Origin of the sequence: Serratia marcescens (assembly GCF_006715005.1) — a bacterium.
Taxonomy (GTDB): domain Bacteria; phylum Pseudomonadota; class Gammaproteobacteria; order Enterobacterales; family Enterobacteriaceae; genus Serratia; species Serratia montpellierensis.
Genome location: NZ_VFMJ01000001.1, coordinates 2,636,494 through 2,659,495, shown reverse-complemented (window position 1 = coordinate 2,659,495; position 23,002 = coordinate 2,636,494). Strand labels below are relative to the sequence as shown.

Annotated in this window: 18 protein-coding genes; 16 read left to right on the top strand and 2 right to left on the bottom strand. The window is 58.9% G+C overall.

Annotated features, from left to right (window positions below; all coding sequences use genetic code 11):
• The first annotated feature begins 132 nt into the window (after positions 1–132).
• The 3 genes from FHU12_RS12845 to lpxK are packed head-to-tail and all read left to right on the top strand — an operon-like array spanning position 133 to position 5,128.
• Positions 133–2,364, top strand: a complete 2,232-nt coding sequence (locus FHU12_RS12845; RefSeq protein ID WP_376698866.1) for a ComEC family protein — start codon at positions 133–135, stop codon at positions 2,362–2,364.
• A 35-nt stretch (positions 2,365–2,399) separates the two neighbouring features.
• Complete coding sequence (gene msbA, locus FHU12_RS12840; RefSeq protein WP_025302279.1) at positions 2,400–4,148, top strand: lipid A ABC transporter ATP-binding protein/permease MsbA; 1,749 nt, start codon at positions 2,400–2,402, stop codon at positions 4,146–4,148.
• Entirely contained in the window at positions 4,148–5,128 is a 981-nt protein-coding gene (gene lpxK / locus FHU12_RS12835) for a tetraacyldisaccharide 4'-kinase (protein ID WP_141969758.1), read from the top strand. Before msbA ends, lpxK begins: the two co-directional genes overlap by 1 nt.
• Positions 5,129–5,130: 2 nt before the next feature.
• Here lpxK and hglS read toward each other — a convergent pair whose 3' ends face one another.
• Positions 5,131–6,537: a 2-oxoadipate dioxygenase/decarboxylase HglS gene (hglS, locus tag FHU12_RS12830; RefSeq protein WP_141969756.1), complete on the bottom strand. Its 1,407-nt coding sequence runs from the start codon at positions 6,535–6,537 to the stop codon at positions 5,131–5,133.
• Between the two features lie 524 nt (positions 6,538–7,061).
• On the opposite strand from hglS, the gene cspE reads away from it, so the two are divergent.
• The 6 genes from cspE to FHU12_RS12800 all read left to right on the top strand — a co-directional run bounded on the left by cspE (position 7,062) and on the right by FHU12_RS12800 (position 11,327).
• The gene (gene cspE, locus FHU12_RS12825; protein ID WP_004928244.1) at positions 7,062–7,271 is read left to right on the top strand and encodes a transcription antiterminator/RNA stability regulator CspE; all 210 of its coding nucleotides are present in this window, start codon (positions 7,062–7,064) and stop codon (positions 7,269–7,271) included.
• Between the two features lie 222 nt (positions 7,272–7,493).
• Positions 7,494–7,715: a cold-shock protein gene (locus FHU12_RS12820; RefSeq protein ID WP_004928241.1), complete on the top strand. Its 222-nt coding sequence runs from the start codon at positions 7,494–7,496 to the stop codon at positions 7,713–7,715.
• A gap of 113 nt (positions 7,716–7,828) precedes the next feature.
• Positions 7,829–9,055 (top strand): winged helix-turn-helix domain-containing protein, encoded by a 1,227-nt coding sequence (locus tag FHU12_RS12815; RefSeq protein WP_141969754.1) that lies wholly within the window; start codon positions 7,829–7,831, stop codon positions 9,053–9,055.
• 298 nt (positions 9,056–9,353) lie between these two features.
• The gene (locus FHU12_RS12810) at positions 9,354–9,536 is read left to right on the top strand and encodes a Trm112 family protein (protein ID WP_004928237.1); all 183 of its coding nucleotides are present in this window, start codon (positions 9,354–9,356) and stop codon (positions 9,534–9,536) included.
• Positions 9,533–10,282 (top strand): 3-deoxy-manno-octulosonate cytidylyltransferase, encoded by a 750-nt coding sequence (gene kdsB, locus FHU12_RS12805; protein ID WP_004928235.1) that lies wholly within the window; start codon positions 9,533–9,535, stop codon positions 10,280–10,282. Before FHU12_RS12810 ends, kdsB begins: the two co-directional genes overlap by 4 nt.
• Before the next feature lie 148 nt (positions 10,283–10,430).
• The gene (locus FHU12_RS12800; protein WP_141969752.1) at positions 10,431–11,327 is read left to right on the top strand and encodes a YcbJ family phosphotransferase; all 897 of its coding nucleotides are present in this window, start codon (positions 10,431–10,433) and stop codon (positions 11,325–11,327) included.
• Between the two features lie 7 nt (positions 11,328–11,334).
• Here FHU12_RS12800 and elyC read toward each other — a convergent pair whose 3' ends face one another.
• Positions 11,335–12,108 (bottom strand): envelope biogenesis factor ElyC, encoded by a 774-nt coding sequence (gene elyC, locus FHU12_RS12795; protein ID WP_141969750.1) that lies wholly within the window; start codon positions 12,106–12,108, stop codon positions 11,335–11,337.
• 152 nt (positions 12,109–12,260) lie between these two features.
• Here elyC and cmoM point away from each other — a divergent pair, with 152 nt between their 5' ends.
• From cmoM to FHU12_RS12760, 7 genes are all read left to right on the top strand, one after another.
• On the top strand, positions 12,261–13,046 hold the full coding sequence (gene cmoM / locus FHU12_RS12790) for a tRNA uridine 5-oxyacetic acid(34) methyltransferase CmoM (protein ID WP_141969748.1): 786 nt from the start codon (positions 12,261–12,263) through the stop codon (positions 13,044–13,046).
• Positions 13,043–14,365: a chromosome partition protein MukF gene (gene mukF / locus FHU12_RS12785; RefSeq protein ID WP_141969746.1), complete on the top strand. Its 1,323-nt coding sequence runs from the start codon at positions 13,043–13,045 to the stop codon at positions 14,363–14,365. The genes cmoM and mukF overlap by 4 nt, the downstream gene beginning before the upstream one ends.
• Positions 14,346–15,074: a chromosome partition protein MukE gene (gene mukE / locus FHU12_RS12780; RefSeq protein ID WP_141969744.1), complete on the top strand. Its 729-nt coding sequence runs from the start codon at positions 14,346–14,348 to the stop codon at positions 15,072–15,074. The genes mukF and mukE overlap by 20 nt, the downstream gene beginning before the upstream one ends.
• Positions 15,071–19,519 (top strand): chromosome partition protein MukB, encoded by a 4,449-nt coding sequence (gene mukB / locus FHU12_RS12775; protein ID WP_141969742.1) that lies wholly within the window; start codon positions 15,071–15,073, stop codon positions 19,517–19,519. Before mukE ends, mukB begins: the two co-directional genes overlap by 4 nt.
• A 221-nt stretch (positions 19,520–19,740) precedes the next feature.
• Complete coding sequence (gene ldtD, locus FHU12_RS12770) at positions 19,741–21,549, top strand: L,D-transpeptidase LdtD (RefSeq protein ID WP_141969740.1); 1,809 nt, start codon at positions 19,741–19,743, stop codon at positions 21,547–21,549.
• A gap of 180 nt (positions 21,550–21,729) precedes the next feature.
• Positions 21,730–22,278 (top strand): peptidoglycan L,D-endopeptidase MepK, encoded by a 549-nt coding sequence (mepK, locus tag FHU12_RS12765; protein ID WP_025302289.1) that lies wholly within the window; start codon positions 21,730–21,732, stop codon positions 22,276–22,278.
• A gap of 64 nt (positions 22,279–22,342) precedes the next feature.
• Positions 22,343–22,990: an MBL fold metallo-hydrolase gene (locus tag FHU12_RS12760; RefSeq protein ID WP_038880818.1), complete on the top strand. Its 648-nt coding sequence runs from the start codon at positions 22,343–22,345 to the stop codon at positions 22,988–22,990.
• Positions 22,991–23,002 lie beyond the last annotated feature (12 nt).

Genomic DNA, 23,002 nt, shown 5'->3' with positions numbered 1-23,002 from the left:
CCGCTGGCGGCGACATGTCGCCTGAACGATCCTGCTTGCTTGCCGTGACGCGTTTTTGCTCATGGTGGAGCCGATGGGAGAAGAGCGATCAAAATTTCGCTGGATCTGGCGATACTCGCCGTTATCTGCGGCATCCTGCCGCTGCTGGTTTTACCACGGTTGCCAGAGCCATGGCTGCTGTGGCCGATGCTGTTTGTCGCCTGTTTACTGCTGCGCACCCGTTGGCCGTTCTGCCGTTATTTGGCCTGCCTGGGATTGGGATTCATATGGGCGGTTTTCAACGCCGGAAGCCTGCTCGGGCAAATGGAGCGCCTAAGCCGCATGCCGGACATGATGGCGGTGGTGCAGGTGAGCAGCGTCGCGCTGGAGCCTGCCGTCAGTAAGCAGACGCTGATGCGCATCGAGCGGGGCGACGGCCATTGGTTGGTGCCGGCGGTGGCGTTTACCACGACGTGGGCTCCAGAACAGCAGCGGCTGTGCGCCGGGCAGCGTTGGCAATTGAAACTGCGTTTGCGGCCGGTGCACGGCAAGCTCAATGAAGGCGGCTTTGACAGCCAGCGTTGGGCAATCGCGCAGCGCCAACCCTTGACCGCGCAGGTCAGGCAGGCTCGTTTGCTGGATGGCGATTGTAGCCTGCGCCAGCGCATAATCAGCCATGCGGAAACCAACATGGGTGAATTGCGTTACAAGGCGGTATTGCTGGCGCTGGCGTTTGGGGAACGAACCGCACTGGAACAGGCTTTGCGCACGCTGATGCTGAAAACCGGCATTGCGCACCTGATGGCTATTTCGGGGCTACATGTGGCGATGGTTGCCATCTTGTTCTGGGCGGTGCTGCGTGCGCTGCAGTTTTTTCTTCCCGCCCATCTGATTGGTTATCGCTTTCCGCTGGTCGCGGGCTGGGTGGCGACGCTGATCTATGTCTGGTTGGTGGGCGCCCAGCCGCCGGCGGTGCGTACCGCGTTGGCGATGACGCTGTGGATGCTGCTGCGCTTGCGCGGCGTTCATTGTTCTTCCTGGCAGGTGTGGCTATGGTGCGTCGGGCTGATTTTGCTGTGCGATCCGCTGGCGGTATTGTCAGACAGTTTCTGGCTGTCTGTGCTGGCGGTGGGATGTTTGATTTTTTGGTTCGAATGGGCGCCGCTCGGCGAGCGATTTCGTTCGGCCTGGTATTGGGCGCCGGTACGCTGGCTGCATATTCAGCTCGGCATGACGCTGCTGCTGGTGCCGATGCAGGTCGCGCTGTTTTTAGGCCTGACGCTGACCTCGTTGCCGGCCAATCTTTGGGCGGTGCCCATTGTTTCATTGGTGACGGTGCCGTTGATTTTGCTGGCGGTGATCGGCGGCGCCTCCCCTTCGCTAAGTTACGGGCTTTGGTGGTTGGCAGATTTCACGTTGAGCGGGGTGTTTGTGCCGTTAAATTACCTGCAGCGCGGTTGGGTGGATTTGGGGGCCGCATCGCTGCTGGCCAGCATAGCGGGATGGCTTATCGTTATCTGTTGGCGCTTTCATTGGTGGTGGCGCTATGCGCCGGGCCTGGCGACGGTTGCGATATGCTGTGTGCTATGGCGAGGAAAAGAGCCGGAACACCGCTGGCGTGTCGATATGCTCGATGTCGGGCACGGCCTGGCGATAGTGATTGAGCAGAACGGTAAAGGAATATTGTATGACACCGGCGATCGTTGGCCTGCGGGAAGCGCCGCCGAGCGCCATATTTTGCCGATGCTGAACTGGCGGAGCATTGAACTGGAACAGATCATTATCAGCCATGCTCATCTCGATCATATCGGCGGGCTGCCGACGGTACAGAGTGCGTTTCCACAGGCGACGGTGCGCAGCCCGATACGCGGGGAGGGGCATTTGCCCTGCGTCGCCGGTGAGCGTTGGCGCTGGCAGTCGTTGCAATTCGAGGTGCTGTGGCCACCGAAAACGCTCAAAAGGCCGGGCAATGACGACTCCTGCGTGATCCGTATCGACGACGGGAAATACAGTCTGCTGCTCACCGGCGACGCCGAAAAGAAAGCCGAGGCGCAGCTGATTCGATTGCGGCGCGACCGTTTAGCCGCCACGGTATTGCAGGTGGGGCATCATGGCAGCAGAACCTCTTCGACGCCGCCGTTTCTGCGCGCGGTCAATCCTGAGGCGGCATTGGCGTCAGCATCACGTTACAACAAGTGGCGATTACCGGCGCGTAAAGTGGTCGCCAGATACCGGGCAAATGGCATTACATGGCGCGATACGACACGCTCTGGTCAGTTATCGGTACTTTTTTTCGACAACGATTGGCAAATTAAAGGCTTTCGCGAACAATTAATGCCCCGTTGGTACCATCAGCGGTTTGGCGTAGAGGGTGATAATGAGTAAAATAGGCCGCTATTTCTTCCGATGCTGGTATTTGCATGATGAATGATAAAGATCTCTCGACCTGGCAGACATTCCGTCGACTCTGGCCGATGATCACTCCTTTTAAGACCGGGCTGATTGTGGCCGCCATTGCGTTGATTATGAACGCAGCGGGTGACACGCTGATGCTGTCTCTGCTTAAACCGCTATTGGACGATGGGTTTGGAAAAACCGACAGCAGCGTGCTGGTGTGGATGCCGTTGGCGGTCATTGCGCTGATGCTGATGCGCGGCGTGACCAGCTTTGTTTCAAGCTACTGCATTTCCTGGGTTTCCGGCATGGTGGTGATGCAGATGCGCCGCCGCCTGTTTGGCCATATGATGAGAATGCCGGTGGCCTTCTTCGATCAGCAGTCCACCGGGACTTTGCTGTCGCGCATTACCTATGATTCCGAGCAGGTGGCTTCCTCCTCGTCCAGCGCCCTGGTGACCGTGGTGCGTGAAGGGGCTTCGATTATTGGCCTGTTCATCATGATGTTCTACTACAGCTGGCAGCTGTCGGTGATCCTGATCGTGCTGGCGCCGATCGTCTCCATCGCTATTCGCCTGGTGTCCAAGCGTTTTCGCAACATCAGCAAGAACATGCAGAACACGATGGGGCAGGTGACCACCAGCGCTGAGCAGATGCTGAAAGGCCATAAAGAAGTGCTGATCTTCGGTGGCCAGCAGGTGGAAACCGAGCGCTTTAACTCGGTCAGCAACCGCATGCGTCAACAGGGCATGAAGCTGGTCTCCGCGTCTTCGATTTCCGATCCGATCATTCAGCTGATCGCTTCGCTGGCGCTGGCGTTCGTACTGTTTGCCGCCAGCTTCCCAAGCGTGATGGCAACCCTGACCGCCGGTACCATTACCGTGGTGTTCTCATCGATGATCGCGCTGATGCGCCCGCTGAAGTCGCTGACCAACGTCAATGCCCAGTTCCAACGCGGGATGGCGGCATGCCAGACGCTGTTCTCCATTTTGGATATGGAACAGGAAAAAGACACCGGCACCCGCGAAGTGAAGCGTGCGAAAGGCGATATCGAATTCCGTAACGTCACTTTCTACTACCCGTCCAAGGAAACGCCGGCGCTGCGTGATATCAACCTGAAAATCGCCGAAGGCAAGACCGTCGCCTTGGTGGGCCGTTCCGGTTCGGGTAAATCCACCATCGCCAACCTGCTGACGCGTTTCTACGATATCCAGGAAGGCGAAATTCTGATGGATGGCCACGATTTGCGCGAATATACCCTGGCCTCGCTGCGCAATCAGGTAGCGCTGGTCTCGCAAAACGTGCACCTGTTCAACGACACCATCGCCAACAACATTGCCTATGCACGCGAGAGTGAATACAGCCGCGAGCAGATTGAGAAAGCGGCCGAAATGGCGTACGCAATGGACTTCATCAACAAGATGGAGAACGGCCTGGATACGGTGATCGGTGAGAACGGCGTAATGCTGTCCGGCGGCCAACGTCAGCGTATCGCCATCGCGCGTGCGTTGCTGCGCGACTGCCCGATCCTGATCCTGGATGAGGCGACGTCTGCGCTGGATACCGAGTCCGAACGTGCCATCCAGGCTGCGCTGGACGAGTTGCAGAAAGACCGTACTTCGCTGGTGATCGCGCACCGTCTGTCGACGATTGAGAAGGCGGACGAGATCCTGGTGGTGGAGGATGGTCGCATTGTTGAACGCGGCGAACACACCGAGTTGCTTGAACGCCAGGGCGCCTATGCGCAACTGCACCGCATGCAGTTTGGTCAATAATGATTGAGCGCATCTGGTCCGGCGGTTCGCTGCTTTATCTGGCGCTGCTGCCGCTCTCCTGGCTGTATGGCCTGCTCAGTTGGCTGATTCGCCTAAGCTATCGCTGTGGCCTGCGCAAAAGCTGGCGCGCGCCGGTGCCGGTGGTGGTGGTGGGCAATCTCACTGCCGGCGGCAACGGCAAAACGCCGATGGTGATCTGGCTGGTGGAACACCTGCAGCAGCGGGGCTATCGCGTTGGCGTGGTCTCGCGCGGTTACGGCGGCAAGTCGGCGGTCTATCCCCTGGTGCTCAATCAGAGCACCTCGACCCGCGAGGCGGGGGATGAGCCGGTGCTGATTTATCAGCGCACCGGCGCGCCCGTGGCGATCGCGCCCAAGCGAGCTGAGGCGGTGCAGGCCTTGCTGCAACAACAGCCGCTGGATGCGATCATCACCGACGACGGCTTGCAGCACTATGCCTTACAGCGTGACTTCGAGCTGGTGGTCATCGACGGCGTACGCCGTTTCGGCAACGGCTGGTGGTTACCGGCCGGGCCGATGCGCGAGCGCGCCGCGCGACTTGGCAGCGTCGATGCGCGCGTCGCCAATGGCGGCGTGGCGCAGGCGGGGGAAATTGCCATGCGCCTGCAGGCGCGTGACGCGGTGAACCTGCTGAGCGGTCAACGTCGTCCGGCGGCCGAGCTGACGCGCGTGGTGGCGATGGCGGGCATTGGTCATCCGCCGCGTTTCTTCGCGACGTTGGAAAAGCTGAACGTCGAGGTGGTGCAGGAAGTGGCGTTTGCCGATCATCAGGAATATCAGCAGCCGCAGCTGGCGGCGTTGGTTACCGCAGAGCAAACGCTGCTGATGACGGAGAAGGACGCGGTAAAATGCCGCGCCTTTGCCCAGCCTAATTGGTGGTATTTGCCGGTTGATGCGGTGCTACCCTCCGCTCAGGCTGAGCAACTGCTGCAGGATATCGAATCTCTGCTGACCAAGTAATCTCAGGATGCCAGCGTGGCAAGCCCCAGGGCCTGCGCGCAGGCTTCCAGCGAACGCTGCTGGGTTTGCTGATACAGCGCCAGCTCGTCGATCACCTCACTGCCCAACGCGTGTTCAAACGCAGCCCGGCTGGAAGCGGCGTTGTACTGCGCGTGGCGGCTGTCTCCCAGATTTGACTGGAAAATTCCCGCCGCGCTGACCGGCAGAAAATCTTCATACACCAGCGGCTGGAAGCGAACGTGTTCTTTCTCGATCAGTTGCTCCAGGGTGCTGTGCTTATCCAGCGACTCTTTGGCCGCCAGGCCGCATTCGGTCGGGAAATAGCGGAACCAGGCCAGCTGCTGCTCGCGCAGCGTGGCGTAATCGTCCGGAAACGCCCGGAAATTTTCTTCCAGCAGCTGATAGTAGCGTTCGGCATTCTTCTCGCTCGGCGGTGCCTGCAGCGCATCGTTGGTGGCCTGCAGCAGACGGTCGTAAAGTTCGCGCCCTTTGGTCGTCAACGCTACACCACGCTGTTCGATCTCGCCGAAGCGTGCGGTATGGTGACCGGCGATGGCGTGGCCGTCGTGTTCAACGAAATCGACGCTTTCTTCCAACGCTTTGAAGCTGGTCTGGCGCAGCAGGATCGCGCGACGGCGTCGAGGCGGCCCCTCAATGACCGCTTTGGGCGTAATACCGCGGCCGGGCATCGCCTGCTGAACGCGATCGATATCCAGCGTGCGCGGTGTCAGGTGGTTGATATGCGGCCCTTTAAACGCCACCACGTCGGCGATCAGGCGATGCTGATCGTGCAGCTGTCGGTATTCTTCGGCGCTGACCGTCGCCTGATTGTGCCACCGGAAGGTTTCCAGCGCTTGTTCGACAAATTCTTGCGCCTGCGCCGCATTCAATCCGCCTTGCGCTTCTTGCAGCGCGATCAGTTTCAACGCGCGATCGGTAAAGATGCGGCGGCGCGCCAGCAAGCGCTCGGCCAGCTCACGCAGCGCGGGGTCTTCTATCAGTTCCAGGCGTAGCAGGGAGGTGAACACGCGGAAAGGACTGATCTGCAGCGCGTCTTCATGTACGGCGCGAAAAGCGGTGGAGTGCACCGGAACGCCCGCTACCGACAGGTCATAGTAACCGACCGGCGCCATGCCCATCACCCGGAACAGGCGGCGCAGGGTGGCCAGTTCGTCCGCGGTGCCGACCCGGATCGCGCCGTGGCGCTCCATGGCGAGGCATTCGATCTCGCCGGTGATTTGCAACTGATGAGCCAGTGCGGCGTCTTCGCGCAGAACCTGTCGATTGGTTTCCGCCACCAGCTCCAGCAGATCGCCATACAGCGGTACCTCCTTTTGGTACATGTCCGACATCGCGTGAGAGAATCTGGCGCGGATTTCATTAGGTGAAACGAACTGCTGGGCGGTCATGCGCATAGCTCCTTGATTCAGCATAATCTGAAAAATCGTGTTTTTAGCGGCAAAAGTGCTGGCGAAAAAGCCGTCTGCCTTGTTTTCCCCTCAAGTTTAGCCATCTGATTTGGGATTTGTTATAGACGCGCCAAGCATATTAGAGTTTTATGCGTTAGCTCTCATTTGCAGCGCACAGACGGGCAAACGGTACCTGAGTGAGGAGGACCGTCAGAGGATTGACCGCAGTGAACGGTAAATTAATGTATGCATATTCAGAGAGATAAAAATAATTTCGCTGTAATAGTGAATTTAATGCCATAAACCTCTTGTGCATTCACCAGTTTTATGAGTAAATGCAAGTCGGCCTGTAATCCAGACCTATTTATGTTCGAGTTTAGAGTTAAGCAGTTCCTCCAAAAACGTTATCATCCGATTCCGCTTCAAAGACGAACCTTCTAAGTACCTCCCATAAGTAATGTTTCTGAAATGGCCCCAATTGCCTCTTATGGCAGGTTTTGTAAATATATTTAAAGGTAAATGTAATGTCTAAGAAGACTGGTCAGGTTAAGTGGTTCAACGAAAGCAAAGGTTTTGGTTTCATTGAGCAGCACGACGGCGGCAAAGATGTATTCGTACACTTCTCCGCAATCATGACCGACGGTTTCAAGACCCTGGCTGAAGGCCAGCGCGTCGAGTACACCATCCAGGACAGCCCGCGCGGGCCGGCTGCCGCTAACGTAGTTGCTCTGTAAGAATACAGGGAACGCGTATAAGAGATCTTAATACAACCATGGTGAGGCTTTAGCGCCGAGTCATACGGAAGATATTAAGTTCAACAAGCCCGCCTTAGTGCGGGTTTTTTATTTTTTTGCTCACGAGAGGTTTGTTACGAAAAACTTTAGGATGGGCTGGTAGCGTCCAGACAATATAAAAAATGACGTTGTCAAGGATGCTCAAGTAAAAGGATATAAGTTATGTTTAAAAATACTGTGTTAAAAATGGGCCGCGTGAAATGGTTTAATCAGGCCGAAGGCTATGGTTTTATTTCACCGGTAGATGGCAGCGACGAAATCTATGTCAATCGCAACGCTATCGCCAACACCAAAAATAAGTCGTTGAACGAAGGTCAGAACGTTGAGTTCTCGATCTATCGCAGCTCGCATGGGCTGTCCGCGGCAGACGTTATCGCGTTCTGATTGCACCCTCCTTCCTCGCCAGTGCCGGTGTCGCCACCCGCAAGCACTGGCGAAGATAAATCCCTCGATATCCACTATTATCAGGCCATTGCCTACTTGCCACGGATATCAGGATGACCACCCCGATGATTTCCCTTACCGCCGCTCGCGCGCTGCACCTTGCCGCCCAGGGGCTGCTTTCTCCGCTTAAACGCCAGGCCAAGCCCGATGACGTCGTGAGTGCGATCCAGCGCATGGGGCTGTTACAAATCGATACCATTAGCGTCGTCGCCCGCAGCCCGTATCTGGTGCTGTTCAGCCGCTTGGGGGCCTATCCGTCGGAGTGGCTGGAGCAGGCGCTTGCCGGTCGCAAGCTGTTTGAGTATTGGGCGCACGAAGCCTGTTTCCTGCCGATTGAGGATTTTGGTCTGCTGCGGCACCGCATGTTGGCGCCTCATGATATGGGCTGGAAATATTCCGCCGACTGGGTGCAGCAACACCAGGCGGCGATGGACAGCCTGCTGCGGCACATCGAACAACAGGGCCCGGTGCGCTCCGCCGATTTCAGCGCCGAGAAAAAGGGCAACAGCGGATGGTGGGACTGGAAACCGGAGAAACGTCATCTGGAGATCCTGTTTACCGCCGGCAAGCTGATGGTGGCCGAACGTCGCAACTTCCACCGGGTTTACGATCTGACCGAAAGGTTGCTGCCTGCCTGGGACGATGCGCGTCATACGCTGCCTGCGGAGCGGGCGCGCCGGCAAATGCTGCAGCGCACCTGCCGCTATCTGGGCATCTTCCGCGCCGAATGGTTGGCAGATTACTATCGGCTGAAACGCGTGGCGCCAAAAGCCTTGCTGGCAGAGCTGCAGGAGCAGGGGGAGATTACGCCAGTGCAGGTAGAGGGGCTGGAAGGGCCGTTCTATGTACATGAATCTCTGGCGGAACTGCTGCCGCTGGCGGAACAGGGCAAACTCAAATCGACGGTCACCAGCCTGTTGTCCCCCTTTGATCCGGTGGTTTGGGATCGGCGGCGGGCGCTGGAGCTGTTCAACTTTGACTATCGGCTGGAGTGTTATACGCCGAAAGAAAAACGCCGCTATGGGTACTTCACCCTGCCGGTGCTGCACCGCGGTGAGCTGGTGGGGCGCATTGACGCCAAGGCGCACCGTCGCCAGGGGGTGTTCGAGATCATCAGCTTCCATGCGGAGCCGCAGGTGCGCTTCGGCAAACAGCGGGCGCAGGATATCCGGCAGGCCATCGCGCGCACGGCCCAATGGCACGGCGCGCAACGCGTAACGTTGGGCGACATTCCTGCGGCATTGGCCGCTGAATGGGGGGCCGGTTGGGAAGTGGGATAACGAGCGACGCCGTCGGTGGGGTAAAACGAAGTTCAGCGTCGCTCGTTACAAAGGGGCTCAGTGGCTGAAGTTAGCGAACAGAGCGATGATTTTATGCAGACGTTTGATCACGTATTACGGCCTTTTTTTGTGATTTGCATCACAAAATTCTACGCCGGGATGCGCCGCAGTTCAAGCTATTGCCCCCGCGCGGTGAGGAAATATCGGTGGGTTGGCGCCGCCGGTGATTAACCTGAGGGTGGGCGTTATGCTATCCTCACTGCCTTTCCCAGATGACCTATCCCCTTGCGGAGGATGCATGGACCACCGTTTACTCGAAATCGTTGCCTGCCCGGTATGCAACGGCAAACTCTATTTCAATAAAGAAAACCAGGAACTGGTGTGCAAAGCGGACGGGTTGGCTTACCCGCTGCGCGACGGCATTCCGGTGCTGTTGGAAAATGAAGCGCGTGCGCTGTCGCTGGATGAGAAACACGCATGAGTTTTATCGCTATTATTCCCGCCCGCTACGCCTCGACCCGTTTGCCGGGTAAACCGCTGGCCGATATTCATGGCAAGCCGATGGTGGTACACGTGATGGAGCGCGCACGCGAGTCCGGCGCCAGCCGCGTCATCGTGGCGACCGATCACCCTGAAGTCGCCAAAGCGGTGGAAGCCGCCGGTGGCGAAGTGTGCATGACCAGCCCGGATCACCATTCCGGCACCGAGCGGTTGGCGGAAGTGATCGCGCATTACGGTTTTGCCGACGACCAGATCATCGTTAACGTGCAGGGCGACGAACCGCTGATCCCACCGGTGATCGTGCGTCAGGTCGCAGAGAATCTGGCGGGCAGCCAGGCCGGCATGGCGACGTTGGCAGTGCCGATCGAGAGCGCCGAAGAGGCTTTCAACCCCAACGCGGTGAAGGTCGTGATGGACGCGCAGGGCTACGCGCTCTATTTCTCACGCGCGACCATTCCGTGGGATCGCGAGCGTTTCGCGGCGTCGAAAGAGAGTATCGGCGACAGCCTGCTGCGTCATATCGGCATCTACGCGTACCGTGCCGGCTTCGTGCGCCGCTACGTCAGCTGGGCGCCGAGCCAGCTGGAACAGATCGAGCTGTTGGAACAGCTGCGCGTGCTGTGGTACGGTGAAAAAATCCACGTGGCGGTCGCGAAAGCGATCCCGAGCGTGGGCGTCGATACGCCGGAAGATCTCCAGCGCGTGCGCGACAGCATCCAACCCTGAGCCTGAGTTCGTCGGCGCGCCGCGCAACGCGCCGACGATGCAATACCCCCATTATTGATCCCCGTTTTGTTGATCTGCGTTGAAGAAATTTTCCGCTCACCGTTCGATGATGTTACATCCCCCCTTATTAGCCTGAGGTGAATGCCTTATGGAGCAGTTACGCGCCGAACTGAGCATTGTGCTGGGTGAGTCCATCAGCCGGCTGGAGCGGGTGAGCGAGCAGCCTTATGCGCATATGTATTCGCTGTACGATCGGCAGGGCAACGCGATCCCGCTGATGGCGAAAAGCTTTATCTGTCAAGGTATCGCCCAGCAGGAGGCTTACAAGCTGTCGATGCTGGCGCGCGACGGGGATATTCGGCTGCCCACGGTGTACGGCGTGGTGTGTACCCACCAGGCGCCGTATAAGGAAATTCTGCTGATCGAGCGCCTGCGCGGCGTGTCGGCTGAAGCGCCGACGCGCTCGCCGGATCGCTGGAACATGCTGATGGAACAGATCGTTGACGGGGTATTGGCCTGGCACCGCATCGACAGCCACGGCAGCGTCGGCAGCGTTGACAGCACGCAGGAGAACGACTGGTTTTGCTGGTATCAACAGCGGGTCGAAGTGCTGTGGGCGACGGTGGTCAATCTCACCACCCCGCAGCTGACCATGGCGGATCGGCGTTTGCTGTATCGCACGCGCGAAGCGCTAACCCATTTCTTCGTCGGCTTCGACGATCCCTGTGTTCTGGTGCACGGTAACTTATCGCTGCGCAGCATGCTGAAAGATCCCAAAAGCGATCAGCTGCTGGCGATGCTCAATCCCGGCGTGGTGCTGTGGGCGCCGCGCGAATACGATCTTTTCCGCCTTTGCGAGGCGGGTATGCCCAGTCAACTGCTGTTCAACTATCTACAGCGCGCGCCGGTCGCCGACGCTTTCCTGGCTCGGCGCTGGCTGTATGTGGTGTGGGAAGCGGTAGGGCGCTTGGTTCATACCGGCAAGCTGGAGCGGCGGCCGTTCGACTATGCGTCGCAACAGCTGCTGCCTTGGCTGGCCGGTTGAACGGGCCTTACTCGGTGCCGGCGCGATCCGCGCCTTTCAGCCATTGCCACAGGCTACCCAGCGTTTCATACCAGGCGCGCTCGGTATGGCCGAGGAACATCGACGACGGTGTGGCGCGATCCCAGATATTCAGCGGAGAGTCGATCGCCAACTGGTTGGCCGGCGCCGGGATCGGGTGCAGGCCTTTAGCCTCGAAGAAGCGCATGGCGCGCGGCAAATGGTTGGCGGAGGTCACCAGAATGAACGGTTGCTCGCCGACCAACTTGGCGACCTGAGCGGCTTCTTCCTCGGTATCGCGCGGTTCCCCCAAGATCACCATATTGCTGCGCGGCACGCCCAGGCTTTCTGCCACCAGCGCCGCCGTGGCGGCGTTGCTTTGCATGCTTCCGGCGGACGCGCCGGTAAACACCATCCTGGCGCCGGGATGCGCAAGGTAGAGCCGCACGCCTTCCGTCACGCGCGGCAGGCTGTTGCCGAGCAAATTCGAACTGGGCGCCCAATCGGGATTGTAGGTATAGCCCCCGCCCAACACCACGATGTAGCTGACCGGATCGTTGCCGCGATAAGTCTGGTACTCCGCTTCGATCGGCCGCAGCAGCCGGTCGGCCACCGGTTGCAGGCTGAAAAGCAGTAAAAACAGCCAGCTCAGCGTAAAAATCGTCTTACCGCTTTTTTGCCAGCGGGTGAACCACAGCAGCAGCAGCGCCAGCCCCATCAGCAGCATCAACAACGGCAGCGGCATCAGCAGGGCACCAAAGAACTTTTTCAGGTTGAACAGCATCGAAAATCAGATCCTTTTGGGTGAAAAAGCGGCATCCAGGCATAAACAGGCCGCAAGAAGATACATTCTAAGCCAGTCTGTGCCAAAATAGCAGGTTTGAATAGGCGTGCGCTTTGCCGCCGACAATAATGAGTTCAGCGGAGCCGTTGTCCATGCAGGATCGCAATTTTGACGATATTGCTGAAAAATTTGCGCGTAATATTTACGGCACCACGAAAGGAAAAATCCGCCAGGCGGTGGTTTGGCAGGATCTGACCGGGCTGCTGGCGCAGTTGCCGCAGCGGCCGCTGCGCATCCTCGACGCCGGGGGCGGTGAAGGCCATATGGCCTGCCAACTGGCAGAATTAGGACATCAGGTGTTGTTGTGCGATCTTTCTGGTGAGATGATCCAGCGCGCCGCGCAGCTGGCGGAGCAGAAAGGTGTGAGCCAGAACATGCAATTCGTACAAAGTTCTGCGCAGGATATCGCTCAACATTTGGAACAGCCGGTTGATCTGATATTGTTTCATGCAGTGCTTGAATGGATCGCCGAGCCCGAAGCGGCGCTGCAGGCGTTGTATGATTGCCTGACGCCAGGCGGCGCGCTGTCGCTGATGTTCTTCAACGCCAACGGCCTCTTGATGCGCAACGTGGTGTTGGGTAATTTCCAACTGGTGGATCCCGAGATCAGGCGGCGCCGCAAGCGTTCGCTGTCGCCGCAATATCCGCACGATCCGCGATTGGTCTACGGTTGGCTGGAACAGCTGGGCATGCGCATCGGCGGCAAAACCGGCGTGCGGGTGTTCCATGACTATCTGCAGAGCAGACAGCTGCAAACACAAAAATTTGAAGAGTTACTGGCGCTTGAACAGCACTATTGCCGGCAGGAGCCGTACGTGAGTTTGGGGCGCTATATTCACGTCATGGCGCATAAACCAAACCTGAAGGACGAACTATGAGTGAATTTTCCCAGACAGTACCCGAACTGGTCGCCTGGGCACGGAAAAATGATTTCTCTATTTCGCTCCCTACGGAGCGTCTCGCATTTCTGCTCGCCATCGCCACCCTGAACGGCGAACGGTTGGACGGCGAGATGAGCGAAGGTGAGCTGGTTGATGCATTTCGCCATGTCAGCAAGGGTTTTGAACAGACGCATGAAACGGTGGCGATGCGCGCCAACAATGCGATCAACGACATGGTGCGCCAGCGCCTGTTGAACCGCTTTACCAGCGAACTGGCGGACGGCAACGCGATCTACCGCCTCACGCCGCTGGGTATCGGCATTACCGATTACTATATTCGCCAACGCGAATTCTCCACGCTGCGTCTGTCGATGCAGCTGTCGATCGTGGCGCAGGAACTCAAGCGCGCCGCCGACGCCGCCGACGAGGGCGGCGACGATTTCCATTGGCACCGCAACGTGTTCGCGCCGTTGAAATATTCGGTGGCGGAAATTTTCGACAGCATCGACATGACGCAACGCGTGATGGACGAGCAGCAGCAGAGCGTGAAGAACGACATCGCGGCGCTGCTGAGCAAAGACTGGCGGGCGGCGATCTCCAGCTGCGAGATGCTGCTGTCGGAAACCTCTGGCACCCTGCGCGAGCTGCAGGATACGCTGGATGCGGCAGGCGATAAGCTGCAGGCCAATCTGCTGCGCATCCAGGACGCGACCCTCGACAATGTGGAGCTCGGCTTCGTCGACAAGCTGGTGTTCGATCTGCAAAGCAAGCTGGATCGCATCATCAGCTGGGGGCAGCAGGCGATCGACCTGTGGATCGGCTACGATCGCCACGTACACAAATTTATCCGTACCGCTATCGATATGGATAAAAACCGCGTATTCGCCCAACGCTTGCGCCAGTCGGTGCAAACCTATTTCGACCACCCTTGGGCGCTGACCCATGCCAATGCCGATCGTCTGCTGGACATGCGCGACGAGGAACTGGCGCTGCGCAGCGAGGAAGTGACCGGGGAACTGCCGCCGGATCTGGAGTTCGAAGAGTTCAGCGAAATTCGCGAACAGCTGGCGGCGATGATCGAAGAGGCGCTGAAGGTGTATCAGGAACAGCAAATGCCGCTCAACCTTGCAGCGGTGATGCGCGATTACCTGGCGCAATATCCGCGTGCGCGTCATTTCGACGTGGCACGTTTAGTGGTCGACCAGGCGGTGCGCCTCGGTGTGGCTGAAGCAGATTTCTCAGGGTTGCCGGCGGAATGGCAGGCAATCAATGATTACGGAGCCAAGGTCCAGGCCCATGTCATCGACAAATATTGAACAAGTAATGCCAGTCAAGCTGGCTAAAGCGCTGTCCAACTCGCTGTTCCCGGCGCTGGATAGCCAACTGCGCGCGGGTCGTCACATCGGTATCGATGAGCTGGACAACCACGCCTTTTTAATGGATTTCCAGGATGAGCTGGAAGAGTTTTACAACCGTTACAGCGTCGAGCTGATTCGGGCGCCGGAAGGTTTCTTCTATTTGCGTCCGCGCTCCACCACGCTGATCCCGCGTTCGGTGCTGTCCGAGCTGGATATGATGGTCGGTAAAATCTTGTGCTACCTGTATCTCAGCCCCGAACGCCTGGCGCATGAGGGCATTTTCAGCTATCAGGAGCTGTACGACGAGCTGCTGAGCCTGGCTGATGAGAACAAGCTGCTGAAGTTCGTCAACCAGCGTTCCACCGGTTCGGATCTCGATCGGCAGAAGCTGCACGAAAAAGTGCGCACCTCGCTGAACCGCCTGCGCCGCCTCGGCATGGTCTACTTCATGGGCAATGACAGCAGCAAGTTCCGCATTACCGAGGCGGTGTTCCGCTTTGGCGCCGACGTGCGCAGCGGCGACGATCCGCGTGAAGCGCAGCTGCGTATGATTCGCGACGGCGAGGCGATGCCGGTTGAAACCAGCCTGTCGCTGAACGATGAGAATGACGCTGAGGATCAGCAGGTTGATAACGCTCCTGACGGTGCAGAGGATGAACAGGAATGATTGAACGCGGTAAATTTCGCTCGCTGACGCTGGTTAACTGGAACGGTTTCTTCGCCCGTACCTTTGATCTGGATGAGCTGGTGACCACGCTGTCCGGCGGTAATGGGGCGGGGAAGTCCACCACCATGGCGGCCTTCGTCACCGCACTGATCCCCGACCTGACGCTGCTGCACTTCCGTAACACCACCGAAGCGGGCGCCACCAGCGGTTCGCGCGACAAAGGCTTGCACGGCAAGCTGCGCGCCGGCGTGTGTTACTCCACCCTCGACGTCGTCAACTCGCGCCACCAGCGCGTGGTGGTCGGTGTGCGCCTGCAGCAGGTGGCAGGGCGCGATCGTAAGGTCGACATCAAACCTTTCACCATCCAGGGCCTGCCGACCGCGGTACAGCCGACCGAACTGCTGACCCAGACCGTCGGTGATCGCCAGGCGCGCGTGCTGTCGCTGCAAGAGCTGAAAGAGCGCGTGGAAGAGATGGAAGGCGTGCAGTTCAAGCAGTTCAACTCCATCACCGATTACCACTCGCTGATGTTCGATCTGGGCGTGATCCCGAAACGCCTGCGTTCGTCCGCCGATCGCAGCAAATTCTACCGTCTGATTGAAGCGTCGCTGTACGGTGGTATCTCCAGCGCCATCACCCGCTCGCTGCGCGATTACCTGCTGCCGGAAAACAGCGGCGTGCGCAAGGCGTTCCAGGACATGGAAGCGGCGCTGCGCGAAAACCGCATGACGCTGGAAGCGATCCGCGTCACCCAGTCGGATCGCGACCTGTTCAAGCATTTGATCTCCGAGGCCACTTCCTATGTGGCGGCGGACTATATGCGCCACGCCAACGAACGCCGCATCCATCTGGACGGCGCGTTGGCGCTGCGCAGCGATCTGTTGGGCAGCCGCAAGCAACTGGCCGCCGAACAGTATCGTCATGTGGAAATGGCGCGTGAGCTGGGCGAGCAGAGCGGTGCCGAGTCCGATCTGGAAACCGATTACCAGGCCGCCAGCGACCACCTGAATCTGGTGCAGACGGCGATGCGTCAGCAAGAGAAGATCGAACGCTATGAAGCCGATCTGGAAGAGCTGACCTACCGTCTGGAAGAGCAGAACGAAGTGGTGGCCGAGGCGAGCGAGCAGCAGGCCGAAAACGAAGCGCGGGCCGAAGCGGCCGAGCTGGAAGTGGATGAGCTGAAGAGCCAGCTGGCCGACTACCAGCAGGCGCTCGACGTGCAACAGACCCGCGCCATTCAGTACCAGCAGGCGCTACAGGCGTTGGAGCGCGCGCGCGCGCTGTGCCAACTGCCGGATCTGACCGCCGACAACGCCGAACAGTGGCTGGACACCTTCCAGGCCCGCGAGCAGGAAGCGACCGAAGCGTTGCTGATGCTGGAACAGAAGCTGAGCGTGGCCGACGCCGCGCACGGCCAGTTCGAGCAAGCCTATCAGCTGGTGGGTAAAATCGCCGGCCAGGTCAGCCGCAGCGAAGCCTGGCAGTGCGCGCGCGAATTGCTGCGCGACTGGCCTTCGCAGCAACACCTCGCCGAGCGCGTTCAGCCGCTGCGTCTGCGCCTGAGCGAGCTGGAACAGCGCCTGCGCTCGCAGCAGGATGCCGAGCGCCTGCTGCAAGAGTTTTGCAAACGCCATGGCCAAGAGTACCAGCCGGACGATCTCGATATGCTGCAACAGGAGCTGGAAGAGCGCCTGGAATCGCTGTCGCAGAACGTCAGCGAAGCCGGTGAACGCCGCATGGAGATGCGCCAGGAACTGGAGCAAATCCAGCAGCGCATCCGTGAGCTGACGGCGCGCGCGCCGGTGTGGCTGGCGGCGCAGGACGCCCTGGGCCAGCTCAGCGATCAGAGCGGAGAGCCGCTGGAAAACAGCCAGCAGGTGACCGAATACATGCAGCAGCTGCTGGAGCGCGAGCGTGAAACCACCGTCGAGCGCGACGAAGTGGCGGCCCGCAAGCGTGAAGTGGAAGCGCAGATCGAGCGTCTCAGCCAGCCGGGCGGCGCGGAAGATCAACGCCTGGTCACGCTGGCCGAACGTTTCGGCGGCGTGCTGCTGTCGGAAATTTACGATGACGTCACCATCGACGATGCGCCTTACTTCTCGGCGCTGTATGGCCCTTCGCGCCACGCCATCGTGGTGCCGGATCTGTCGCTGGTGCGCGAGATGCTGGAAGGGCTGGAAGATTGCCCGGAAGATCTCTACCTGATCGAAGGGGATCCGCAGTCGTTCGATGACAGCGTGTTCGCCGTCGAAGAGCAGGACAAAGCGGTGGTGGTGAAGATCGCCGATCGCCAGTGGCGTTATTCCCGTTACCCGGAAGTGCCGTTGTTCGGCCGCGCGGCGCGCGAAAACCGTCTGGAAGTGCTGCATGCCGAGCGTGAAACGCTGGCGGAGCGCTATGCTACGCTGTCGTTCGACGTGCAGAAAACCCAGCGTTCACACCAGGCCTTCAGCCGCTTTATCGGCACCCATCTGGCGGTGGCGTTCGATGCCGATCCGGAAGCGGAGATCCGCGGCCTGAGCGCCCGTCGTGGCGAGATCGAACGTGCGCTGAACAATCACGAAGCGCAGAACCAGCAGCAGCGTCAGCAGTACGAACAGGCCAAAGAGGGCATTTCTGCGCTCAACCGCCTGATGCCGCTGGTGTCGTTGCTGAACGATGAAACGTTGCAGGACCGCGTCGACGAGATCCGCGAAGAGCTGGAAGAAGCGCAGGACGCCGCGCGTCATATCCAACAGCACGGTGTGTCGCTGACCAAGCTGGAGCCGCTGCTGTCGGTGCTGCAGAGCGATCCGCAGCAGCATGAACAGCTGCAGCAGGACTACGCGCAGGCGCAAAGCGTGCAGCGTCAGGCTAAACAGCAGGCGTTCGCGCTGACTGAAGTGGTGCAGCGTCGTGCGCACTTCAGCTACACCGATTCTGCCGGCATGCAGAATGCCAACAACGATCTGAACGATAAGCTGCGCCAGCGTCTGGAGCAGGCGGAAGCCGAACGCGCCCGCGCCCGTGAGCAACTGCGTCAGTATCAAACCCAGTTCACCCAGTACAGCCAGGTGCTGGCTTCGCTGAAAAGCTCGTATGACGCCAAGCGCGACATGCTGAAAGAGCTGAGCCAGGAGCTGGTGGACATCGGCGTGCAGGCCGATGCCAACGCCGAAGCGCGTGCGCGCGCGCGTCGCGACGAACTGCATGCGGCGCTGAGCAACAACCGCGCTCGCCGCAATCAGCTGGAGAAACAGCTGACCTTCTGCGAAGCCGAAATGGACGGCCTGCAGAAGAAACTGCGCAAGCTGGAACGCGATTATCATCAGCTGCGCGAGCAGGTGGTGACCGCCAAGGCGGGTTGGTGCGCGGTGATGCGCCTGGTGAAAGACAACGGCGTGGAACGCCGCCTGCACCGCCGCGAGCTGGCGTATATGGATGGCGACGAGCTGCGCTCGATGTCGGATAAGGCGCTCGGTGCGCTGCGTTTGGCCGTGTCGGATAACGAACACCTGCGCGACGTGTTGCGCCTGTCGGAAGATCCGAAGCGGCCTGAGCGTAAAATTCAGTTCTATATCGCGGTCTACCAACACCTGCGCGAGCGTATCCGCCAGGACATCATCCGCACCGACGATCCGGTCGAGGCGATCGAACAGATGGAGATCGAGCTGGGCCGTCTGACCGAAGAGCTGACCGCGCGCGAGCAGAAGCTGGCGATCAGTTCGAAAAGCGTGGCCAACATCATTCGCAAAACCATTCAGCGCGAACAGAACCGCATTCGCATGCTGAACCAGGGTCTGCAGGCCGTTTCCTTCGGCCAGGTGAAGAGCGTGCGCCTGAACGTCAATGTGCGCGAAGCGCATGCCACCCTGCTGGACGTGCTCTCCGAGCAGCAGGAACAGCATCAGGATCTGTTCAACAGCAACCGTCTGACCTTCTCCGAAGCGTTGGCCAAGCTGTATCAGCGCCTGAATCCGCAGATCGACATGGGGCAGCGCACGCCGCAGACCATCGGTGAGGAGTTGCTGGACTACCGTAACTACCTGGAGATGGAAGTGGAAGTGTACCGTGGTTCCGACGGTTGGCTGCGTGCGGAAAGCGGCGCGTTGTCTACCGGTGAGGCCATCGGTACCGGGATGTCGATCCTGGTGATGGTGGTGCAGAGCTGGGAAGAAGAATCCCGTCGTCTGCGCGGTAAAGACATCTCGCCGTGTCGTCTGCTGTTCCTCGATGAAGCGGCGCGTCTGGATGCCAAGTCGATCGCTACGCTGTTCGAGCTGTGCGACCGTCTGGAGATGCAGCTGATCATTGCCGCGCCGGAAAACATCAGTCCGGAGAAAGGCACCACCTATAAACTGGTGCGTAAGGTGTTCCAGAACCACGAACATGTGCACGTGGTGGGGCTGCGCGGTTTCGCCGGCGAGCCACCGGCGCTGGGTACTGCCCAGGTTGAAACGCCGTAACGCAGAAAAACGCCCTAAAAATCTGAAAATAGCCGCCGCAGGGTGGCTATTTTTTTGTGCGCGTGGATGATAAGTCCTGCTTTTTTATCCGTTGAAAAGCGGTTAGTTTAATCACATAAACAGTTATTCGACGCCCGCAGGGCGAAACGGCCTTTCTGTTTGTATACTGAAACTATATGCAGTTTTTGACGTTTTTTTTGTGAGCATACAGGGGGCAAGGGATGTTGCTTAAAAAGGGAAACTCTCTACGACGTTTGGCGCTGAGTGGCGCTATCGCCTGTAGTCTTGTGTCGTCGTTTTCCGCATCGGCCACCGTCACGGCGTTGCCGGTGGCATCAGCAGGCATGTCCGTTGCGCAGAGCCGTTCTGAGCTGCTGGCCGTGTTGCCGCGCGGCATGGATTTGCACTACCTTTCCACGCTGGCGCCGCTGTATGCGGCGAATCACATGCAGCCGATGTGGCAGGATCGCGAAGCCGTTCAGCAGTTTCAGCAGCAGCTGGCCGAGCTGGCGATGTCCGGCGTGCAGCCGCAGTTCACCCAATGGGTGAAGATGTTGACCGATCCGGCGCTCAGTGAAGCGGGCCGCGATGCGGTGCTGTCCGATGCGATGCTGGGCTATTTGCAGTTCGTCTCCGCCATCGGTGCCAACGGCAACAACTGGCTGTACAGCAATATTCCCTACAAGCTTGGCTTACCGCCCACCGCGGTGATCAACCAATGGCAACTGGCGGTGCGCCAGGCGCGTACCCTGAACTATGTGAATTCGCTCGCGCCGCAGCATCCGCAATACGACAAGATGCATCAGGCGCTGCGCGACATGCTGGCGGACAATCGCCCCTGGCCACAGGTGGGCAGCGGCCCGAGCCTGCGCCCAGGCCAAATGAGCAACGATATCCCGGCGCTGCGTGAGATCCTGACGCGTACCGGCATGCTGGCCGCCTCGGCGCCGGAAGCGGAGCAGGAACCTGCGGTAGTCTCGGCGAAGAGCAATGAGCCCGACGACGGCGGGCTGACGGTAGACGAAGAGAAAAGCCGCGTGACGGTCAGCCCATCGGCGGCGCCGGTAACGGAGTTGACTGCGGAGCAGACGCCGCCGCAGGTTGGCAGCGTGGTGAGCGACAATCTTTATACCAATGAGCTGGTGGAGGGCGTCAAGCGCTTCCAGAAATGGCAGGGGTTGACGGCGGACGGCGTGATCGGCGTGCGCACCCGTGAGTGGCTCAATGTGTCACCGAAAACCCGTGCCGCGCTGTTGGCGTTGAATATCCAACGTCTGCGAATTTTACCGGGGCATGTCGGCACCGGCATTATGGTGAATATTCCCAACTACTCGCTGACCTACTACCAGAACGGCAATGAAGTGCTGTCTTCCCGCGTGATCGTCGGGCGGCCGAGCCGTAAGACGCCGCTGATGAGCAGTGCGTTGAACAACGTGGTGGTCAACCCGCCGTGGAACGTGCCGACGACGCTGGTGCGCGAGGACATTGTGCCGAAGGCGATGCGCGACGGTAACTACTTCCAGAAACACGGCTATACCGTGCTGTCGGGCTGGAGCAACGATGCGGAAGTGATCAACCCGGCGATGATCGACTGGAACATGGTTTCTGCGCGCAACTTCCCGTACCGCGTCCGTCAGGCGCCGGGGGCCACCAACTCGCTGGGGCGCTTCAAGTTCAATATGCCGAGCTCAGACGCCATCTACCTGCACGATACCCCGAACCACAGCCTGTTCCAGAAAGATATCCGCGCGCTCAGCTCCGGCTGCGTGCGGGTGAATAAGGCTTCCGATTTGGCGAATATGCTGCTGCAGGACGCCGGCTGGAACAACAGCCGCGTGTCTTCCACGCTGAAAGAGGGGAATACCACTTATGTGAATATTCGCCAGCGTATTCCCGTAAAACTGTATTATCTGACCGCCTGGGTTTCGGATGACGGCCAACCGCAATTCCGCACAGATATTTACAATTATGATAATACGGTGCGATCGGGCGCACAAATTTTGGCTCAGGCCAAAAAATTAATGCAGTAAATGCAGTAATTATAAATAAATAACGGTCAGAATGTTTGGCTATACCGCAGGCCCTCGTCGCCGGGGGCCTGTAAACCTAGGCGTATCGCGGGTTGACTCAGCATACGCAGGCGGTTATGGTTCGGACAGTGCGCTGCTTTGTGCATTTATTTTGACATTCTTGCCGGGTTTAACAGAGTCATGGACAAAATTGATCATCACCGCCGTAAATGGCTGGCACTAGGTGGCGCCGCTATGGGCATAGCGCTGCTTCCAGGGCAGGCGTTTGCCAGTCTTTCCACCGCTCGACCGCGTATTTTAGTGCTGAATAACCTGAATACCGGTGAATCTATTAAAGCCGAGTTCTTTGACGGCAAAGGTTACAATAAAGAAGAGTTGGTGCGGCTAAATCATCTGTTCCGCGATTATCGCGCCAACAAGGTTAAATCGATCGATCCCCGCTTGTTTGATCACCTCTATCGTCTGCAGGGGCTGCTGGGCACCAGCAAGCCGGTGCAGCTGATCTCCGGATACCGCTCCGTAGACACCAACAACGAACTGCGTGCGCATAGCCGCGGCGTGGCCAAGCACAGCTACCACACCAAAGGCCAGGCGATGGATTTCCACATCGAAGGTATCCAATTGAGTAATATCCGTAAAGCGGCGTTAAAAATGCGCGCCGGTGGTGTAGGATATTACCCACGTAGCAACTTCGTACACATCGATACCGGCCCGGTTCGGACCTGGTAATCGCTGTGCCATCAGTGAATAACGCCGCCCCTTGCGGACGCGGCGTTATTGTCGTTGGAGCCTTATGAAATACCATCTTATTCCCGTTACCGCCTTTAGCCAGAACTGCAGCCTGATCTGGTGCGAAAACACACAGCAGGCGGCGTTGGTCGATCCCGGTGGTGAAGCGGAAAAAATCAAAGCGGAAGTCGCGCGGCAGGGGGTGACGATCACTCAGATCTTGCTGACGCACGGCCATTTGGATCACGTCGGCGCGGCGGCAGAGTTGGCGGACCATTATCAGGTGCCGATCTATGGCCCGGATAAAGAAGACGCGTTTTGGCTCGATGGTTTGCCGGCGCAGAGCCGGATGTTTGGACTGGAAGAGTGCGCGCCGCTGACGCCGACCCGCTGGCTGTCGGAAGGCGATGAGATGCAGGTGGGCGAGATGACGCTCAAGGTGCTGCACTGTCCAGGGCATACGCCGGGCCACATCGTCTTTATCAATGAGCAGGCGCGTTTGGCGCTGGTGGGCGACGTGCTGTTTAACGGCGGCGTGGGGCGCAGCGATTTCCCGCGCGGTGACCATCAGGCGCTGATTGCCTCTATTCGTACCAAACTGCTGCCGTTGGGCGATGACATGCGCTTTATTCCCGGCCACGGTCCGATGTCGACCTTCGGCCACGAGCGCCAGACCAACCCGTTCCTGCGCGAAGAGCCGGCGGTGTGGTAACGATTATTTCCT

Bases quoted from the DNA above. Each gene is read 5' to 3' on its own strand.
- msbA (WP_025302279.1), top strand. From the start codon at position 2,400: ATGATGAATGATAAAGATCTCTCGACCTGGCAGACATTCCGTCGACTC.
- lpxK (WP_141969758.1), top strand. From the start codon at position 4,148: ATGATTGAGCGCATCTGGTCCGGCGGTTCGCTGCTTTATCTGGCGCTG.
- hglS (WP_141969756.1), bottom strand. From the start codon at position 6,537: ATGACCGCCCAGCAGTTCGTTTCACCTAATGAAATCCGCGCCAGATTC.
- cspE (WP_004928244.1), top strand. From the start codon at position 7,062: ATGTCTAAGAAGACTGGTCAGGTTAAGTGGTTCAACGAAAGCAAAGGT.
- FHU12_RS12820 (WP_004928241.1), top strand. From the start codon at position 7,494: ATGTTTAAAAATACTGTGTTAAAAATGGGCCGCGTGAAATGGTTTAAT.
- FHU12_RS12815 (WP_141969754.1), top strand. From the start codon at position 7,829: ATGACCACCCCGATGATTTCCCTTACCGCCGCTCGCGCGCTGCACCTT.
- FHU12_RS12810 (WP_004928237.1), top strand. From the start codon at position 9,354: ATGGACCACCGTTTACTCGAAATCGTTGCCTGCCCGGTATGCAACGGC.
- kdsB (WP_004928235.1), top strand. From the start codon at position 9,533: ATGAGTTTTATCGCTATTATTCCCGCCCGCTACGCCTCGACCCGTTTG.
- FHU12_RS12800 (WP_141969752.1), top strand. From the start codon at position 10,431: ATGGAGCAGTTACGCGCCGAACTGAGCATTGTGCTGGGTGAGTCCATC.
- elyC (WP_141969750.1), bottom strand. From the start codon at position 12,108: ATGCTGTTCAACCTGAAAAAGTTCTTTGGTGCCCTGCTGATGCCGCTG.
- cmoM (WP_141969748.1), top strand. From the start codon at position 12,261: ATGCAGGATCGCAATTTTGACGATATTGCTGAAAAATTTGCGCGTAAT.
- mukF (WP_141969746.1), top strand. From the start codon at position 13,043: ATGAGTGAATTTTCCCAGACAGTACCCGAACTGGTCGCCTGGGCACGG.
- mukE (WP_141969744.1), top strand. From the start codon at position 14,346: ATGTCATCGACAAATATTGAACAAGTAATGCCAGTCAAGCTGGCTAAA.
- mukB (WP_141969742.1), top strand. From the start codon at position 15,071: ATGATTGAACGCGGTAAATTTCGCTCGCTGACGCTGGTTAACTGGAAC.
- ldtD (WP_141969740.1), top strand. From the start codon at position 19,741: ATGTTGCTTAAAAAGGGAAACTCTCTACGACGTTTGGCGCTGAGTGGC.
- mepK (WP_025302289.1), top strand. From the start codon at position 21,730: ATGGACAAAATTGATCATCACCGCCGTAAATGGCTGGCACTAGGTGGC.
- FHU12_RS12760 (WP_038880818.1), top strand. From the start codon at position 22,343: ATGAAATACCATCTTATTCCCGTTACCGCCTTTAGCCAGAACTGCAGC.